The following is an 18,230-nucleotide window of genomic DNA, read 5'->3' on the forward strand; positions in this document are numbered from 1 at the left end:
TGTTTTAACCCTAAAACAAAACAAGGCAAATAGTGAGTGATCCGTAGGATGTTTCCAATAGTTTGAGTATTTGGTGGTTTAAAAGAGGAGTGGAGGAAATGTCAAATCAACTTTTTCTCAACAGCAACTTTAACAAGAGAAGCAGCATTGCTAACTTCTAGCTTTTGCATAAGATTACGTCTGTGTGTTTCAACAGTAAGGGGACTGATGAAAAGTTCTTCTGCAATGTTGTTAGTCGTCTTCCCGTCCGCTATCAATGTCAGGATATGTTTTTCCCTGCGAGTAAGTTTAGGGAGGTTGTTGCTATCTTGTGATACCGAATCCGCTAGTATCTTTTGGACCTCTGAGCCAAAATAGAAATTACCTTGGTGTACTTGAGAAATAGCATTCACCAACTCATCTGCCGTAGCGTTTTTAAGTAAATACCCTTTTACACCATTTCTAATCATCTGGTTTATGATGCTGGGCTCACTATAGGTGCTAAGCCCTATAATACCCACTGTTGCCCGGATATTTAAAATTTTGGTTACCATTTCTACGCCGTTTATATCCGGTAGGTTTACATCTAGCAAAATAACATCTGCCGTATCTTTTTCTAAATAGGAAAGGGTATCCGTTCCGTTTATGAAATGGGTTTTAACAGAGACTCTCTCATCATCACTAAGTAAGGTTTTAAGTCCCTCAATTACCATAGGGTGGTCATCAACTATTAAAATTTGTATTGGTTTACGCTGCATCTACATTAATTTGAACATTAACTGTTGTTCCTTCATTTTCTTCTGAGTGAAATTCTAGATCCCCTTTTAAATAGGCTACCCTTGTTTTAAGGTTAGAAAGTCCCATGCCGCCTTCTGTAACATTTACTTTATTAAAGCCTATACCATTATCTTCTACGGTAATATCTACTTTATTGCCATCTCTCATATATTGCACAAGAACATCTGAAGCTTTGGCATGCTTTACAGCGTTATTGATCAATTCTTGTATAACACGGTATATGGTAACTTGTTGATTTAGGCTTATGCCTTTTTCAGTACCGTAAAATTGTAGCGTTACTTTAGTACCGCTACCCGTCATGCTACTACAATAATCTTTGAGCGCGGCCTGTAGACCAAATTTTACTAAAGTTTCTGGCATCATATTACGGGCAATAGAGCGCAGTTCCGTTAGCGAGTCATCAAGGTCTTTCATTATCTTTTGTAATTGGGCCTTAGGGTATTCTTTTGGTTCGTCTTTGTTGAGTTTAGAGAGGTTTAGGCTAATGCCGGATAACCTTCCGCCTAGACCATCATGTAAATCTATAGCCAGCCTTTTTCGTTCTTTTTCCTGACCTTCTATCATGGCCGAAAACACTTCGTTCTCTTGCCGCTGTTTTAAGAGGGCTACTTCTTTTTCTTGTTCGCGTTCCTTTTTTCTTGCCCTTCTAAGCTTACTGTTATAGGCATAGAAACCAACAAAGAGGAGTAGGGCCAAAATACTTGCGGTTGCTCCCAAAAGATAGGTTTGTGATTTCTTTATTTGAAGCGCTAATGCTGCTTCATTTTTTTCGTTTTTTAACGCTAGGATTTCTTTTTCTTTGGTAGCAGTTTTGTATCGTATTTCGAGCTGCTGCATTTCGTTACCCAGTTCTCCAACTCTGGCACTATCTAGTGCAGCTACGTAGTCTTTTAAGTAGTTGTACGCCGACTTGTAGTTGCCCAGTTTGGCATCGTATTTTGCTAGGGAATAGTACGACCCTAGCTTATCATTAAAAGAATGATTATCATCACTAAAGTTAATATACCTCAATGTGTATTCTTTTGCCTTTTTAAAATTACCCATTCCACTATAGGTTTCGGCATACCTTTGATATATTAATTTTATATAGAAACTAGAAGATTGTTCCTTATAATATGTATAGGATTTATCTAATGCATTAAGCGCTTCAACATACTCTCCTATTTTTGCATAATAAAGCCCAAGTTCCATATAATAATGGCCTTCGTAGAAAGAATTTGGAATCTTATCTAGGTTTTTTTTGGCGATATCTAATGTAGATTTCATTAGTTCCAAAGAGTCCATAGAGGCCAAAGCGGTAGAAAAAGATAAGCTATGGTAAATCATATCTTCAGTGGAGCCTACTTCTTCATATTGCTTTTGACTTATTAAAAAGATATCGTAGGCATTATCAAATAGTGATAAAGAACTATATTTAATGCCCAGACTGGTATTGGCATTGGCTACAAACATTTTATCGCCCATTTGCTGTGCGTAGGGTATGGTTTCTGCAATAAGTTCTATTTCCTTTTCTATATTACCCTCGTAACCATAAGCTACACCTATATTATACTTGCCTCGTAACCATATTCTCATGTTACGTGTAGAAGAATCTTTTGCTACCAATTTATCGGCAAAATTATTACCTATTGTAAAGTACTTCTTTGCATTCTCCGCATCAAAGTAATCTAGATAACAACCAGCTACATTAATATTGGCATCTGTCATACCTCTTAGGTAGTTAATTTTCTTGGCTAGGGCAATGGCGGCAAAACCCTTTTCAAAGGCTTTTAAGGAGTCTACGCCACCGTAGGAGCGTGCCAACTCGCTAAGAATATTCACCCGTGTGGTATCTTGATCCGCTATGTTTAAAGCATTTTCTAGACTATCTATACGTGCTTCGCGTCCGGTTTGGGCGCTACTTAAGAACGATAGGGATAATGTAAAAACAAATACAAGAGAGCGCATTTAGGTATCAGCTTTTTTTTGATTGTTTACTGCCAAGATACTACAACTATACGGCACTATAATTACCCTGTTATCAATATACTGGAAAACCAGTAGAAAAAAATACAATCAATGGGGTATTTCAGAAACAAGCATTTAAAAATACCTTGCCATCAGCAATTTACATGAAGTGTTTAATACCCACCAAGCTAATTTAAAGGAGCATTCTTACCGCAAAAACCTTTAAAAAATCAATACATAAGTAAAGATGAAAAAAACACTCTTATTCTACGGTTTACTCTTCTTAACACTGTTAGCTTGTAAATCTCAACAATACACCCCAAATGCATTACCCGCTAAACAATTGATTTTTGGATATGGCGGCGGCATGGCCGGAACAGTTGACACTTATATACTTCTAGAAAACGGACAGTTATTCCATACGAATTCACTAACCCAACAAACAGAGGAGCTAGAGTCGCTATCAAAAAAAGAAGCGAGTGCGTGCTTTTTAAAATTTGAAGCATTATCAATTTCTGAAACGGATTTTGACCATCCTGGTAGCCGTTATTATTTTTTAGAAGAAGTGAACAAAGATGCAAAGCATAAAGTTGTTTGGGGAGCTGCTGGTCAAAAACCTGCTGAACGCTTTTTGGATTTCTACGAGGAGATGAAAAACCATATTAAATAAACAACTATGAGACGGACATTACATCTATTCACTTTTGCCTTTGCTTTTTTTATGGCTATGTCCATTACGGCCCAAGATACTTTTGACGATAAAAGGCATAGAAAAGGTACGACCGCCAAATCAGGTAGACCAAACAAGTTTGCGCCACTAAAAATGGCTATAGGTAAAAAGAGGTCTACCGCTACAGGGCGTACTAATTTTCAAATACCATCTATTTTTAATATGTCCACTAATAATGGTAAATACAAGCATCGTATAACTGCGAAATCCGAAAATGGCAATCCTTTATTTATAGAAAGTGACGCTAATAAGGAAGTAGCCTTATTAGCGTCAAAACAATCTTCAGAAGATGTAGTAAAGGATTACTTGATAGATGTTAAGGACCTTATCCAGATTAAAAATCCAGAAGATGAGTTTGTTGAAATTTCTAACAAGAGTGACAACTTAGGACAGAAGCATATTAAAATGCAGCAGGTATTTAAAGGGATTAAAGTGTATGGTAGTGAGGTAATCTTACATTTTGATAAAAGTAATAAGATAAGTGCTTTAAACGGTAGAAATAAACCAACACCCCATATTGAAAGTACAGAGCCAAAACTAACGCCACAAGATGCCTTAAAACAGGCAGAAAGAGATTTAGGGGTTACGCTTTCCAATAAATCTGAAAATGGCAGTATCCTTACGGAACCTGCAAATTTTGAGGAAGAACTTTTGATTTACCCCATTGAGGGGAACAATTTTCTAGCGTGGCATCTAACGGTATACCCAGATATAAAAGACAGATGGGAATATTTTATTGATGCTCAAACAGGGCGTATACTTGATAAACGTTACCACACCTGCACCCTATATCATAACTATGGAGAAGAAAAGGAGGGTCATAAGCACTCTGCTATCTTGGCTCCACCAACCACAGGTTCTGGAATAGATTTAAATGGAGTCAACCGGCAAATAAAAACGCATGAAGTAGATGGTATTCATTATATGCTTAACACTTCAGAGTCTATGTTTAATGCTGCTCAATCACAGCTGCCGGACAATCCTGTTGGCGCCATTCTTACGCTAGACCTCAGGAATAAAGCTCCTAACGAAGGTGTAAAAGTATATCATGTTACCTCTACAGGAACCAATTGGAACAATCCTACTGCAGTTTCTGCACATTACAATGCGGAGGTGTCCTATAACTATTTTAAAAACACCTTCAATCGAAATTCAATAAATGGGCAAGGCGGTACAATAATTTCTTTTATAAATGTAGCGGATGAAAACGATGAGGATTATGATAACGCATTTTGGAATGGGAAAGCCATATTTTATGGAAATGGAAAGAACGCATTTGCCCCGTTTGCAGGTGCTTTAGATGTATCCGGTCATGAAATGTCCCATGGTGTTATTGAGGTTACGGCAAATTTAGAATATAAGAATCAGTCCGGCGCAATCAATGAATCCTTTGCAGATATTTTTGGTACAATGATCGATCGGGAAGATTGGTTGTTGGGAGAGGATATTGTGAACAGAAATTATTTTGCTTCAGGGGCAATGCGTAATCTTCAGGACCCGAACAATGGAGTCAATCCTGGAGAGAACGGTTGGCAGCCAAAAGATATGACGGAGTATTATTCCGGTTCGGAAGATAACGGTGGGGTTCATAGAAATAGTGGAATCTTAAATAGAGCCTATTACTTAATGGCTACCCAAATTGGCAAGAACAAAGCAGAGCAAATCTATTACCGTGCCTTAGAAACGTATTTGACGGTATCTTCTCAATTTATTGATCTTAGGTTAGCGGTTATAAAATCTGCAACAGATTTGCATGGAGACAATTCACAAGAAGTGCTAGCGGCAAAGACAGCTTTTGATACGGTAGGTATTACGGATGGAGAAGCTTCGGATACGGACAATGATATTCCCACAGTAGCTGGAGAGGAGTTTATTTTAAGTATAGACATAAGGGATATGGACCCTTATACTTTATATGCTTCGGATACGAAGGCAACTGAATATTTTCCTTTGGCACAAACAGGCGTTTATAAAAAACCTAGCGTTGCGGATGACGGTAGTTTTGCTTTGTTCGTTACTGATGAAAATAAAGTAAATTCAGTTATTCTAGATTTGAATTCACCAGTAGAAGATGTAGTGTCGGATGATGCAGTTTGGGGGGGTGTAGCACTTTCGAAAGATGGGACCAAACTGGCATCGATATTTAATGATGAGACCAATATCATCTATATTTCGGATTTGGTAAGTGGTGAATTTAAAGAGTTTAAATTGTATAACCCAACCTCTGCAGATGGTATAACCACGGGAGAGGTACTATACCCGGATGCACTTGAGTGGGATTATTCCGGACAATATCTCATATATGATGCGCTAAACAGACTGGATAATGCAGAAGGCGAAGCAATAGAGTATTGGGACGTAGGGGCTTTGCGAGTTTGGGACAATGCATCCAACACATTTGGAGATGGTGATATCCAAAAAATATTCTCCAATCTACCGGAAGGTGTCAATATAGGCAATCCTTCTTTTTCTAAAACCTCGGGTAACATTTTAGCGTTTGATTATTTTGATAACCTAAAAGGCGAATATCAAATAATTACCGCCAATATAGAGACGGGTGAGGTAAATGTAGTTTATGAAAATAATAAGCTAGGCTTTCCCAACTATTCCAAAACTGACGACAAGATTATTTTCGATACAAATAATGGAAGCGATAAAGATATCATGTCTATTGATATGGCATCTGATAAAATGACGTCAACCGGTAATTTGGTAGAATTGATTCCAAATGGTAAATGGGGAATTTGGTACACGGTTGGATCTAGAAGTACACTCAGTAGCGAAAAGGAAATCACCGATTTTAGATTTAATGTTACTTCACCACCGGCAGTTGGGGTTATATCTGGTAGTACTATTTCAGTAGAACTTCCGGGCAACATCAACCCTGAAAACTTAATAGCCACGTTCACTACTTCTAATAATGCTAGGGTCTCTGTGTTGGGGGTAAACCAAATTAGTGGTGTAAATGTCAATGATTTCACTAACTCGGTAGTTTATACGGTTACGGCAGAAGACGGATCTACAAAAGATTTTATCATAAGCCTAGGAGAAAGTACACCTGTTCACCCTAATGATAGTGATGATGATGGGGTAGTAAATGCAGATGACTTATGCCCAAACACCCCTTATGGTGCAACGGTAGACCTTACAGGTTGTGAAATTTTCTCTCTGCCAAGTTCTAATTTCACGGTGTCCGCCAAAGGCGAATCTTGTGTAGGAAGCAATAATGGGAGTATCAATATTAATGCAAACACTGGCTATGACTATATAGCAACCCTGGCCGGAAACGGAGTGAGTAAAACAAATAATTTCACAAGCTCTGTTTCTTTTTTCGATTTGGAAAGCGGTTCATATACCGTCTGTATTACGGTGCAAGGAGAACCAGGCTATAAGAGCTGTTATGATGTAAAGGTTTCTGAGCCAGAAGCGCTTGCGGTAACGTCTAAAGTGAACCTGAGTGCCAAATCGGTGACACTTAATTTAGCCGGAGCCGAAGAATATACGATTTCACTTAACGAAGAAACGATAGTTACTGCGGAATCTGAGATAACTCTACCCGTCTATGAGGCAACAGCAAAACTTTCGGTTACTACAGATAAGAATTGCCAAGGGGTTCATGAGGAAATCCTGGATTTTGAAGAGCAAGTAATTATCTACCCCAACCCTGTAAAAGGTGGTGAGATTTCCGTTGCACTGGGTAAAACGTCTGAAGAACCCGTTCCCATTCAATTAAACACGTTTGATGGTAAAATGGTTTTACAAAAAGTAATAAAACCCAATGCAAACACTTTAAAAATCGATGCAAACAGTCTTACAACAGGGGTTTATGTGTTGACAGTTCAAATTAATGGAGGTACAAGAACATTTAAAATCATAAAACAATGAGAATATTAAAATCAACACTGTTTTTGCTATTACTATTAGTTATGACGGCATGCCCGGGTAGTAAAGACGAAGGTCCTGATATGGATGAAATGGGAGAACCTGGTAGTGTAAGTTTGGTTTTTCCGGAGAACAATTCTGAGTGTACGGAAGGAGAAACTGTAAACGATTTACAAAGTGCTATTACTTTTCAATGGCAAACTTCTGAAAGCGCTGCTCGTTATGAATTAAACCTGAAGAACCTTGCAAATGGAAAAACTCAGGTAACGGAAACCTTAAGTAATGAGGCAATCTTAACACTTAATAGCAATACACCTTATGAGTGGTATGTGATAACTAGAAACGATGATTCCGAAACGGCTCCCGAAAGTGCTACTTGGAAGTTCTATAACGCCGGAGAAGGGATCGTGAATTATGCGCCATTTCCAGCAGAAGCTTTTTATCCCAATAGAGGAGGGTCTATCTCGGTAAATACAAGTGTTGAACTGGAGTGGCAGGGAAATGATGTTGATAATGATATTATAGAATATGAGGTATTCTTTGGTACTGAAGAAACCCCCGCGGTTTCATTAGGTACAACGGATCAGAACACTATGATAACAAATGTAGTTTCAGGTCAGGCGTATTATTGGCAGGTAAAAACTAAAGATAATATAGGTAATACCTCCCTTTCGGAAATTTTCAACTTTAATGTGCAATAACTATATACAAATGGAAAACAGAATATTAATTAAAGGCCTGCTTCTATCTTTTTTCATCCTTATAACGGTTAGCTGTGAAAAAGGCGATGGAGTAGAACTAGATGAAAATGGAGAGGTAATCAATCCTCAAAAAGGGAATCAAATTGTATCTGGTAACCCAGCATTAAATACTTTTCTAATAGCTTCACAAGATGAAACCCTATATACGGTTGATGCTCAAACGGGAGAAGAAACGGCAATTTATGAATTCCCGTACCAAACGGACTTTGAGTTGATTCCAAGTTACAAGGACGGTATTATTTATGTAACCGCAGATGATAACTCTATCAATGCAGTTGATGTGAATACCAAGAGTTTTGTTTGGGAACAGTATTTACTAGAAAGCGATTTTAGTAGTTATGGTGTTACACCTCCCACCTGTGTGGATGGCGTGTGTTATGCTTCCGGTACCACTGGAGTGTTGACGGCGGTTAATCAGATTACGGGGGATCTTAAATGGTATTATACTTCCGATCCGTCGGGTGAGTTAGATAATATATTGCATGGCAACAGTTCGCAAATAATCCACGGAGATAAGATATATGTTTTCTCCGAAGAAAGTTTCATAAGCGATTTTCCTCCTTATATGCACATTCTGGATAAGGAAACCGGTAAGTTCATTCAAAAGGTGAAGTTACCCTATGAATTAACAGGTACCCCTTTGGTTGTTGATAATATCATGTATTTGCCAGCTAAAAATCTTTACGCAATAAATTTAGATACTATGGATGTATTATGGGAATTTGAAGCAAATGGTGCCGGTACGCCCTATATTTCTGGAGATAGATTAATTGTGAATGCCATACCTCCGGGACAAGGTTTAAGGTCTGCTTTGTATTGTATAGACATGAGTACTACGTCTATTGTTTGGCAAAAAGATACTGGAGTAGATACGCTGTGGAATCCCTTAATAGTGGAAAATGTAGTGTATAGTAATTATGATAAAGGCTCAAGTTTTCCTGGTGCAACTAATGCTAAACCTTTTGCTGTGGATCTTGAAAGTGGTGAAGAATTGTGGTATAACGCAGATGTAAGTGTAGACCATAGTCCCGTATATGCAAATGGTATTTTGTTTTCTTATGGGCACGATTTGTATCGTACGGATGATACAGATAATAATGTGGGGCTATTGACAATAGATGCGAATACGGGCAAGACCTTATGGTTAAATTCTTTCTTTAGATATGGTGCCCGTCTAAATCCTTTAGTAATAGCTGAAAACGGCGTCTTTGGTCCTTCGTACTATCGTGGGGAGTAAGTTGTATTTTAAGTTTAATTTATTGTTTAGAGCCCTATTTAATTATGATAGGGCTCTTTTTAGTTTTAAAGCTCTCTACATTCTACTGGTAATCCGGTAGAAAAAAATACAATTAACATGGTATTTCAAAAAACAGCTTGTTCGGTTACCTTTCAACCATAAAATAAATGGAGTTTTCGAGAACCCGAATATCCACAAACTTTAAAATTTATATTATGAACAAGTCGGTAAAAGTACTTATGATTTTATTAATGGTGTCATCAGGTTTCTCTGCTAATGCCCAAATTTTTGGTGTAAAAGCAGGAATAGGTTTGGCAAATATAACGTCTCCGGATGAAGGAGGTAATAACCTATTCGGGCGAACTTTAGGAGTCAAGATAGGAGGTACTATTGAGTTTGATATAACCGATGATTTATATATAGGTTCGGGTCTAGGATTTGCCAAGAAGGGTGCTTCTACAGTTGGGGACACTTTCAATACGTTTTACATAGAGATGCCTCTTAGCGCACGTTATGATATTGTTGCAATTGGGGGTTCTGGTTATCTTTATGGGCTTTCTGGTTTTAATTTGGGTTATATGTTATCTGCTAATAGAAACGACACAAAAATTAACATAGGTTCTGACCCGGTCAATGATTACTTTAAAACATTTGATTTTGGACTTAATTTTGGTGTTGGCGTTATTTTGGACGAAAGATTTGAGATAGGTTTAGTTACTGAGTTTGGACTGGTTAATATTTATGCTAATGATTTGTCTACTCTTAGAAATACTACGTTGCTAGTTTCTTTTGGATACAAGTTTGGAATGTAGGTTTATATGATTATTCATTGGTTAGTTGAAGTGAAGTGTAAGGTTTTTTTCGATTCAGTTTTTTCTTGGTGTTATTGAAATAGTTGAATTGTAAGGTGAATTTCATAGAATGTAGATGGATAAGCATTGAAAATTTGGAAGCATGAAAACCAAAGGGTATATGTTTTTTAGGTAGTTCGGGAATAACGATATTTTACAAAATGCCCTGTTGCTGCGTAAGGGTATTTCTATAAAAGTAAAACCCGCCAACTAGAGTTGGCGGGTTTCTACATAAATGGCTGTTTGGTTAATAGCCGTTGTTGTCACTTCCTAAACTCGGATTTCTCTGAAGTTCAGGCCCTGGTAAGGGTAACAACATATGTTTCTGTTCAATTTGTTTACCTTGTTCGGTCGTATGGCCCACTGCGTTTACAAATGAGATGGAACCAGGAGCATCTGAAATGGGGAATTTACCTGTGCGAACAATATCGAACCAGTTTCTGAATTCGAAAACCAATTCCCTGTGTCTTTCTTTCCAAACTTCTTCGACAAATGCATCAGTTCCCAGTCCAGATAATTCTGAACTTATGTTCGCGGCATCCCTCATCCAATAGGCCCTGCTTCTTACTTGGGTCAAATAATCTACGGCATTAGAGTTATTGCCACTGCTCATTGCAATTGCTTCCGCCGCAATTAACAAAACATCCGTATAGCTATAAACGGCAAAATCTTTACCAGAATTTGCTGTTTCAAAAATAGCGGTATCATCATGCCAAAAGAAGGGAGCAGTATCAAAGGTTTGTCCATTGGGTAGATAAGTACTGTGGAAATACTGTCTTTCTTGAGCTCTTAAATCCTCATTTGGATGATAAAAATCCACGAATTGACTTGAAGGTTGATATGCTCCGTTGGTAATATCATACAATACTTCGGAGGCCAAGGCAACGGGATATGAGTATCTTGGATAAATGGAAGTACTTATTTCTGGGTCATACTCTTTAATGTATATATGTTCTGTATCCGAAGCATCACCTTTTCTAATTTTGTTATATGCTGAGTTTTCAAAATCAATAGTTCCATCTGTCTCGTCATGTTGAGCCAAAGCATAAGCACCATATTCTCCGTTGATAATTTCTTGCGCTAGTGCAGCAGCATCTGCATATCTATCCGCATTGAGTGGATTTCCGCTCATAGTTAGATACACATCCGAAAGTAGAGTAGCGACCGCACCTGCCGTAATTCTCTTTCCGTTGTCCACCATACTTAATTTTGGTAAATTACCTTGCTCTAGAGCTTCGGTAAGGTCTGATTCTATCAAGGCATAAACATCGGCAACGGGACTTCGCTCTAAATAAAGATCATCTAATGATTCATATGGTTCGGTCGTTAACGGTACCGGACCAAACCATCTTACCAAATAGTAATAGGCAAAGGCTCTGAAAAATTTGGCTTCGGCCAATAGTTGATTTTGTTGTGCGTCAGTTAATTCTGGAGTTTCAGGTATATACTTAATGGCATTGTTGGCCCTAGAAATACCTAGGTACAATTCTCTCCATCTATCTTGTAGGTAACCTCCGATATTCTCTCCATTTAATGTAAGCTGTTGGGTATTGCTAACATGTAATTCCTGCCCAGCATATTCATTGGTAAAGAACCCGCTCATGTAAGCACCCAACATCAGTGGTGTACCACTATAAACACCACCATCTGTCATATTGGGTGCTCCATTTCTATAAAGTGAGTTAACTGCGCTATAAGCGTGATCCGGTTCAGAAAAGAATTGGTCTGAGCTTAATTCGCTCAGGGGTTCTTCTTCTAAAAAATCGTCACAAGAACCGAGTAAAACAAGTCCGATTAAACAAGCTATATATTTAATTTTCATGATTTTCTTTTTTTAAGCATTAAAATTTAAGGCTACAACCTAGGGTGAATGTTCTAGGTTTTGGGTACTGGAAGAAGAAAATATTTTGTCCCCATTGATTACCTTCCCAAGAAGTGGCTTCAGGGTCATACCCTTGGAAATCTTTGGAGTGTATGACAAATACATTTTCAGCACTTGCATATACCCTAAGACTGTTAAGCCCGATAAGGTCTAAAAATTGCTCATTGAAACTATAGCCCAAAGAGAAAAGATTTCCCCTTATATAAGAACCGTCAACGACCCATCTGCTATCTACTTGACTATTCTGACCAGCATATGCCTGGTTTCTGATTTCTTGAACCATGGTGTTTTGGTTGTTCTCTGTCCAGCCGTCATAAAGAATAGTTGCCAAGCCATTGGCAATACCGCTACGATCTTCCGTAGAGTGATAGAATTGTTGCATAATTTCTACACCTGCTACAAATTGAATATCTGCAGTAAAATCAAAATTCTTATATCTAAAGTTGTTGATAAAACTTCCGGTAACATCGGGTAAACCTTTACCAAGGATTTTTTTATCGGCAGAGCGCTTGGCTTCGCCTGGCACTGCGCCTACCAAAGCGGCTTCTGCAGCTTCATCAGTCCCCCAAGTACCCAATCTTTCATAGCCATAGAATGAGCTTAATGATTCGCCCACACGAAGGATAGTCTGGCTGCCGGATACCCAGAAAGGACCTGGTTCAATATCTTCATCGTTCTCGCCCAAACTTTCAATGGTGTTCTTATTGTAATTCATGTTGATAGAAGATTCCCATCCAAAATCAGCACCACGAATAATTTCTCCACTTATCATTGCCTCGATTCCTTTATTGGATACCGAACCGATATTATCTCTCACAGAAGTAAACCCGGAGGTATAAGGTACAGGTCTATCTAACAACAAGTCCTTGGTAAGTTTATCATAGTAATCGAACTCAAAACGCAGTCGGTGATCAAATGCTGCCAAATCAAGTCCGATATCAAATTGACTGGTCTTTTCCCATTCTAGACCAGGGTTGGCCAAGCGGTTTACGGAACTTGCGCTTACACGTGAACCGTTCATTAAGACAGTTCCAGAAGAGACAGTTGCCAATGAACTATATGGTGGAATTTCAGTATTACCGGTAATACCATAGCTGCCACGTAGTTTTAAACGGTTAATAAAATTTACATTTTCCATGAATGATTCCTCACTGATATTCCACCCAAGACCTATAGAAGGGAAGAAGCCATATTTGTTGTCTTTTCCAAATCTAGACGATCCATCTGCTCGTGCAGTTAACGTAACTAAGTATTTGTCATCAAAAGTATAACCGGCCCGAACGAAATAAGAATTAAGAGACCATTCTTCGAATTCCGATTCAGGAGCGCTAGGATTACTGGCGGAACCAATATTGTTATATCGAAAGAAATCATCACTGAACCCTCTTGCAAAAATGGTAGAAGATTCATAATCTCGTTCTTGCCAACTAAGACCCAACATGGTATTAATTCTGTGTTTACCAAATTCTTTATTGTAGGTCAGATAGTTTTCTTGTTGCCAGTACAGGCTTTTTTCATTAAAAATCCTGGCATAGCCATCAGGGGATGATATATTTACCAAGTCTCTAGGCGAGTATTCTTTTTTGTTCCTGATGTTCTTGTCGAAGCCAAATTGAGTTCTAAAATCTAGACCTGGAAGAATGCTAAAATTCATATAAAAGTTTCCGAACATTTGATTTCTTTCCCAAAAACGTTCTTGAGTCTCCAAAACATGAACCGGGTTGGACATTGATTCCAAGTTGTAAGCATCAGAAATCATTTGGCTATTGCTCCAAGTTCCATCTGGAAATTTTACAGGGAAGATAGGAGGCATCTCAATCATTGTCCTACGTGGAGATTGACCACCGCCACCTTCTTCAAATTCAGTGTCCTTAACATCGTTCACCAAAAGGTTTACACCAATTTTTAACCAATCTTTAGGAGTAACGTCATATGCAATTTTACCACTAATACGGTCTAATTTGTTGTTTAGCATAATACCTTCTACATGAGAGTAGTTAAGGAAAACACCCACAGAAGATTTTTCGTTTCCTTGCTGAACTGAAAGTTGATGGTTGGTTGAGAAAGCCGTTCTCGTAGCTTCATCTTGCCAATCTGTATGGTATAATGGATTTCCGTTTTCATCGAATAAGTTAGGGTCATTCGCTGTGAAAACCGGAGGAGTGGCGTCCGGTCTGTATTTTGGGGTGTTTTCCATACCTGTTCTGACCACTTCTAACCATTCATCGGAATCTAGTAAGTCCATTTTCTTTCGGATACTTCCCATGCTAATGAATCCATCATAGCCAATAGTAATCTTGCCCTCTTTACCTCCTCTTTTGGTTGTAATCAGCACTACGCCATTGGCACCTCTTGCACCGTAAATGGCGGCTGAAGAAGCATCTTTTAAAACTTCCATTCGCTCAATGTCGTTTGGATTTATGAACTTTATATCGTCCATTACCACACCATCTACTACGTAAAGTGGGTCTGAAGAGGAGTTAATGGTGCCAACTCCACGGATAACAATTCTTGGTGAACCAGTAGGTGAACCAGAATTCAAGAAAACATTAACGCCGGCAACCTTACCTCTCATGCCTTGCAAGGCATTACTTACCGGAGCCTTCAATAAGTCTTCACTGCTAACTGCACTAACAGCACCTGTTAGATCTGATTTTCTTTGGGTACCGTAACCGACTACTACTACCTCTTCAAGTGCGTCTACGTTTTCTTCTAAGGTTACATTTATTGTTTGTTGTTCGTTGACAGCAACATCTTTTTTAGTGAAACCTATATAACTAAAGGATAATACGTCACCGGTATCGGCCATGATACTATAGTTTCCATCAAAATCGGAGGCAGTACCTTTAGACGTACCTTTGACTAATACGGTAACTCCAGGTATGGGCATTCCGGCTTTATCCGTTATAACGCCCTGAACTGTAAATTGCACATTGGATTTAATAAGCTCATTGATTTTTTGGGGACTTAAGACCGAAGGCATTTTATCTACTTGCTTGTTGAGAAGACTTTCTATTTTATACTTAATCTCTGGGTTATTCTTAGGAAACAGAATAATTTGATCGCGAACAAAACTGAAGTCTATATCCGAATCTTCAAAGAGAGTTTCCAAAACTTCGGTAACGTTTTTTTCCTCTACGTTTAACGACTTTCTTTTGTAGACATCGATAATGCTGTTGTTGTAGAAAAAACTGTAGTTACTTTTACGTTCAATTTCGTTTAGGATCTTTTTCAACTTTACGTTGTTCAAGTCTAACGAAATATTCTGAGCATTAACTTCAGAGGCAAATAGTTTGCTTAATGTGAGTGTCAATAAGATGACATAAATTTTCATTATCCGGACTATAGGGATTTTTGAAAAAAAAGGATATTTTTTTTTCATAATTTTGAGTAGTTTAAGTTGTTTAATTACTAAGTAGTTAAATAATTTTTTAAAGGGGAAAGTGTTGCCGCACTTTCCTCTTCTTTTTTCTTTTTTATTCTGTCATATGTAGTGTGATTTTGTTTTGCGTTAGTTTGTAGTTTATAGGTGATGATACCTCAAAAAGGTCTAAAATTTCTTCTATAGTGAGATTGTCGAAAGTACCTGTGTACTTATAGTTCATGATTTCAGGAGAAGCAACAGCTATTGACACCTTATACTTTCTTTTTAGGTCAGCAATTACCTCACGAATAGGGGTCTCGTCATAAACAAGTTTGCCTTCTCGCCATGCGGTAAAGGTTTTTGTATCTACTTTATCTATGATAATCTTATCTTCTTTCTTTACATAAGTGGCTCTTTGCGATGGGTTTAGAACTACTGTTTTATTATCTTTTTCCTCTATAACCCGTACTTTGCCGGATATTAAAGTAGTCTCCATATTGGAATCTTCCGGATAGGATTTTACATTAAAAGTAGTTCCTAGTACATGAATTTTCATTCCATCGTCCGTCTTGACTATAAAAGGTCTGTGGGCATTGTGGGTGACATCAAAAAAAGCTTCGCCCCGTAAAATCACTTCTCTAGTATCAGCAGTAAATGTAGACGGATATGAAAGTGAAGTGTTTGCGTTTAGTGTTATAACGGTACCATCAGGAAGTTTAACAGTTCTGTTTTCTCCTATAGAAGTTGATACCATGAGCGCCGTAGTACCTTCCGTTTCTACTGAATTGTCAGATGTTTTATACAAGAATGCCAGTGACAACAAAACTGTTATACAAGCGACGTAACCCAAATACTTATAAATATTGGAAGCTGTAAGATTACCACTAGGCACGTTTTGAGATTCCTTTAATCTATCAACAACGTATTTAGCTTTTATGGTATGGTACTGTTGCTGTCGTTTAGGGTTTTTAAGCATCCATTTGAGTACTTCCTGCTTTCTTTTTTCAGAAAGACGGCCTTCCGCTAAAGCTATAATATCTCTTTTGTTCATCTTGTAATGGAGCAGTGTTTAATTACAAGACGTAAATAGTAGAAGTATCCCCTAGTCCAATTAAATAAATTTAGATAAAAAAGATAGGCAAGTACTCTCGTAACACAACTCTTAATTCTTTGAGAGCCCTCGTGATATGGTTTTCAACTGTTTTGGGGGAAATTTGAAATTCTTGGGAAATTTCTTTGTGGCCCAGACCATCTATTCTACTTTTCATGAAAACCTTTCGGCATTTTTCAGGTAGTTCAGAAATGGCACCGTCGACTAAATTTTGTAATTCCTCAACAATAATTTTGGAAGCAGTTTCATCCGATAATGCACTGTAATTAAGCCAATATTCTTGCTGGTCGCTAATAATCTCTTTTGAAAGCCTATTTTTACGGGCTCTTAAGTAATCCAGACAAGCATTGCGGGTCATGCTGTAAATGTATGCTGTGTAGTTAGATTTTATATCTATTTTTTCACGTTTTTCCCAAAGTTTAATAAGAATGTCATGTACAATTTCCTCAGCGTCTTCTTTAGAAGGAATATAACTGTTGGCAATTATAAAAAGTTTGGGTTTAAAGAAATTGTATATCACATTGAAATCATCTAAACTGTTAGATGAAGTTCTTGTTTTTGCATTATACAAATATTCTTGCTCCATAAATATGGTAATGATATAAATTACACCTGTAATTTACAAATTCTTTATGAACGGTATATTTTCATTTTATGATTCAATCAACAAAAAAGTAAATATTAGGTTTTGTAAATTGTTGAATTTTTGTACAAAACAATGCTGTGATTATAAAATAATCCTTGAGAAATCAATTTTTAAAATGAGTTTTATATCATTAAGTTTTTTAACGACGTAGTCCTTACACAATATTGATGTCTAAATATTAGCCTGTAAACCCTTATCGTATGCTAATTTTTAATACATATAGTAAAACCTTAAGGTAACTTTACCAGTATTTTAAGAATGATATGTCAAATGCTCTTTTATAGAATTCACTATATTACGGCTGCTAACACAAATCATTAACAATTAATGCATCAAGAAACAAACGCCTTTACCTTGGCAGAGAAATTGGCCATGGTACATGTTGTAAATTCTGTAATTCTTGCAGATGGGCAGATTCATAATGGTGAAATCAATGCCGTAACACAACTAATGGAACAGATTGACTTTGATAGTAATTTCATTATGCAAGCTAGAAATATTGAAAGTGAGCAAGCTATTTCTATTCTGAAACAAATGTCCCCAGAAAATAAAAATAAGTTAGAAGGCATTTTGGAAATGACAGCAATTTCCGATGGTTTTAAACATGCAAAGGAAAATAGCTTGATGACCTATATTTTTGAATCTATGAACAAGTGAAGTTGATAAACACAAACTATGAAAACTAAAAAACTGGAAAAAGCACAATTTGATAAAGAGGAAAAAAAGGCTATTTATGTGATGACCAATCAGGTTGTTTTGGCTGATGGAAAAGTTCACCCTAGCGAGCTAAAGGCCATGGACCAGCTCCAGGAAGATATTGCCATGAATGCGGATTTGGTAAGTGAGGCTCAGGAAACAACGGTTGAAGAAGCTTTGATTTCTCTTCACAATATGACATATCCTAAAAAGAAGGTTTTGGCTCAAATTTTAGAAGATATGGCTGTTTCGGATAACCATTTACACGAAAAAGAAATGAATCTGATTATTCAAACATTTAAGAATATTGGGATAGGAGGGGAGACCGAGTAGGGAAAGAACCTTA

13 protein-coding genes are annotated in these 18,230 nt (G+C 37.5%); 7 read left to right on the forward strand and 6 right to left on the reverse strand.

Annotation, left to right across the window (positions count from 1 at the left end; all coding sequences use genetic code 11):
- Positions 1-101 precede the first annotated feature (101 nt).
- Together P0077_RS16730 and P0077_RS16735 are read right to left on the reverse strand one after the other, a co-directional pair.
- On the reverse strand, positions 102-737 hold the full coding sequence (locus tag P0077_RS16730) for a response regulator (RefSeq protein ID WP_276166350.1): 636 nt from the start codon (positions 735-737) through the stop codon (positions 102-104).
- A complete protein-coding gene (locus P0077_RS16735) occupies positions 727-2,724 on the reverse strand; it encodes a tetratricopeptide repeat-containing sensor histidine kinase (protein WP_276166351.1) in 1,998 nt (665 codons plus the stop codon). The genes P0077_RS16730 and P0077_RS16735 overlap by 11 nt, the downstream gene beginning before the upstream one ends.
- Positions 2,725-2,971: 247 nt before the next feature.
- Here P0077_RS16735 and P0077_RS16740 point away from each other — a divergent pair, with 247 nt between their 5' ends.
- From P0077_RS16740 to P0077_RS16760, 5 genes are all read left to right on the forward strand, one after another.
- Positions 2,972-3,394, forward strand: a complete 423-nt coding sequence (locus tag P0077_RS16740) for a hypothetical protein (RefSeq protein WP_276166352.1) — start codon at positions 2,972-2,974, stop codon at positions 3,392-3,394.
- Positions 3,395-3,400: 6 nt separating this feature from the next.
- Entirely contained in the window at positions 3,401-7,339 is a 3,939-nt protein-coding gene (locus P0077_RS16745; RefSeq protein WP_276166353.1) for a M4 family metallopeptidase, read from the forward strand.
- Positions 7,336-8,037 (forward strand): fibronectin type III domain-containing protein, encoded by a 702-nt coding sequence (locus P0077_RS16750; protein WP_276166354.1) that lies wholly within the window; start codon positions 7,336-7,338, stop codon positions 8,035-8,037. Before P0077_RS16745 ends, P0077_RS16750 begins: the two co-directional genes overlap by 4 nt.
- 10 nt (positions 8,038-8,047) lie before the next feature.
- The gene (locus P0077_RS16755) at positions 8,048-9,334 is read left to right on the forward strand and encodes a PQQ-like beta-propeller repeat protein (RefSeq protein WP_276166355.1); all 1,287 of its coding nucleotides are present in this window, start codon (positions 8,048-8,050) and stop codon (positions 9,332-9,334) included.
- Between the two features lie 215 nt (positions 9,335-9,549).
- Positions 9,550-10,146, forward strand: coding sequence for a porin family protein (locus tag P0077_RS16760; protein WP_276166356.1), 597 nt, complete (start codon positions 9,550-9,552; stop codon positions 10,144-10,146).
- A 286-nt stretch (positions 10,147-10,432) separates the two neighbouring features.
- Here P0077_RS16760 and P0077_RS16765 read toward each other — a convergent pair whose 3' ends face one another.
- The 4 genes from P0077_RS16765 to P0077_RS16780 form a co-directional block, all read right to left on the reverse strand.
- On the reverse strand, positions 10,433-12,007 hold the full coding sequence (locus P0077_RS16765) for a RagB/SusD family nutrient uptake outer membrane protein (protein WP_276166357.1): 1,575 nt from the start codon (positions 12,005-12,007) through the stop codon (positions 10,433-10,435).
- Positions 12,008-12,026: 19 nt separating this feature from the next.
- Complete coding sequence (locus P0077_RS16770) at positions 12,027-15,449, reverse strand: TonB-dependent receptor (protein ID WP_276166358.1); 3,423 nt, start codon at positions 15,447-15,449, stop codon at positions 12,027-12,029.
- Positions 15,450-15,543: 94 nt separating this feature from the next.
- A complete protein-coding gene (locus P0077_RS16775) occupies positions 15,544-16,482 on the reverse strand; it encodes a FecR family protein (RefSeq protein WP_276166359.1) in 939 nt (312 codons plus the stop codon).
- Positions 16,483-16,552: 70 nt separating this feature from the next.
- Entirely contained in the window at positions 16,553-17,128 is a 576-nt protein-coding gene (locus P0077_RS16780) for an RNA polymerase sigma-70 factor (RefSeq protein ID WP_276166360.1), read from the reverse strand.
- A 387-nt stretch (positions 17,129-17,515) separates the two neighbouring features.
- On the opposite strand from P0077_RS16780, the gene P0077_RS16785 reads away from it, so the two are divergent.
- Positions 17,516-17,845 carry a tellurite resistance TerB family protein gene (locus tag P0077_RS16785; protein ID WP_276166361.1) on the forward strand — a complete coding sequence of 110 codons (330 nt, stop codon included), beginning with the start codon at positions 17,516-17,518 and terminating at the stop codon, positions 17,843-17,845.
- A gap of 18 nt (positions 17,846-17,863) precedes the next feature.
- Positions 17,864-18,217 carry a hypothetical protein gene (locus P0077_RS16790; protein ID WP_276166362.1) on the forward strand — a complete coding sequence of 118 codons (354 nt, stop codon included), beginning with the start codon at positions 17,864-17,866 and terminating at the stop codon, positions 18,215-18,217.
- Positions 18,218-18,230 lie beyond the last annotated feature (13 nt).

It is taken from the genome of Zobellia alginiliquefaciens (genome assembly GCF_029323795.1).
Classification (GTDB): domain Bacteria; phylum Bacteroidota; class Bacteroidia; order Flavobacteriales; family Flavobacteriaceae; genus Zobellia; species Zobellia alginiliquefaciens.

Bases quoted from the DNA above. Each gene is read 5' to 3' on its own strand.
- P0077_RS16730 (WP_276166350.1), bottom strand. From the start codon at position 737: ATGCAGCGTAAACCAATACAAATTTTAATAGTTGATGACCACCCTATG.
- P0077_RS16735 (WP_276166351.1), bottom strand. From the start codon at position 2,724: ATGCGCTCTCTTGTATTTGTTTTTACATTATCCCTATCGTTCTTAAGT.
- P0077_RS16765 (WP_276166357.1), bottom strand. From the start codon at position 12,007: ATGAAAATTAAATATATAGCTTGTTTAATCGGACTTGTTTTACTCGGT.
- P0077_RS16760 (WP_276166356.1), top strand. From the start codon at position 9,550: ATGAACAAGTCGGTAAAAGTACTTATGATTTTATTAATGGTGTCATCA.
- P0077_RS16740 (WP_276166352.1), top strand. From the start codon at position 2,972: ATGAAAAAAACACTCTTATTCTACGGTTTACTCTTCTTAACACTGTTA.
- P0077_RS16750 (WP_276166354.1), top strand. From the start codon at position 7,336: ATGAGAATATTAAAATCAACACTGTTTTTGCTATTACTATTAGTTATG.
- P0077_RS16780 (WP_276166360.1), bottom strand. From the start codon at position 17,128: ATGGAGCAAGAATATTTGTATAATGCAAAAACAAGAACTTCATCTAAC.
- P0077_RS16745 (WP_276166353.1), top strand. From the start codon at position 3,401: ATGAGACGGACATTACATCTATTCACTTTTGCCTTTGCTTTTTTTATG.
- P0077_RS16770 (WP_276166358.1), bottom strand. From the start codon at position 15,449: ATGAAAAAAAAATATCCTTTTTTTTCAAAAATCCCTATAGTCCGGATA.
- P0077_RS16790 (WP_276166362.1), top strand. From the start codon at position 17,864: ATGAAAACTAAAAAACTGGAAAAAGCACAATTTGATAAAGAGGAAAAA.
- P0077_RS16755 (WP_276166355.1), top strand. From the start codon at position 8,048: ATGGAAAACAGAATATTAATTAAAGGCCTGCTTCTATCTTTTTTCATC.
- P0077_RS16775 (WP_276166359.1), bottom strand. From the start codon at position 16,482: ATGAACAAAAGAGATATTATAGCTTTAGCGGAAGGCCGTCTTTCTGAA.
- P0077_RS16785 (WP_276166361.1), top strand. From the start codon at position 17,516: ATGCATCAAGAAACAAACGCCTTTACCTTGGCAGAGAAATTGGCCATG.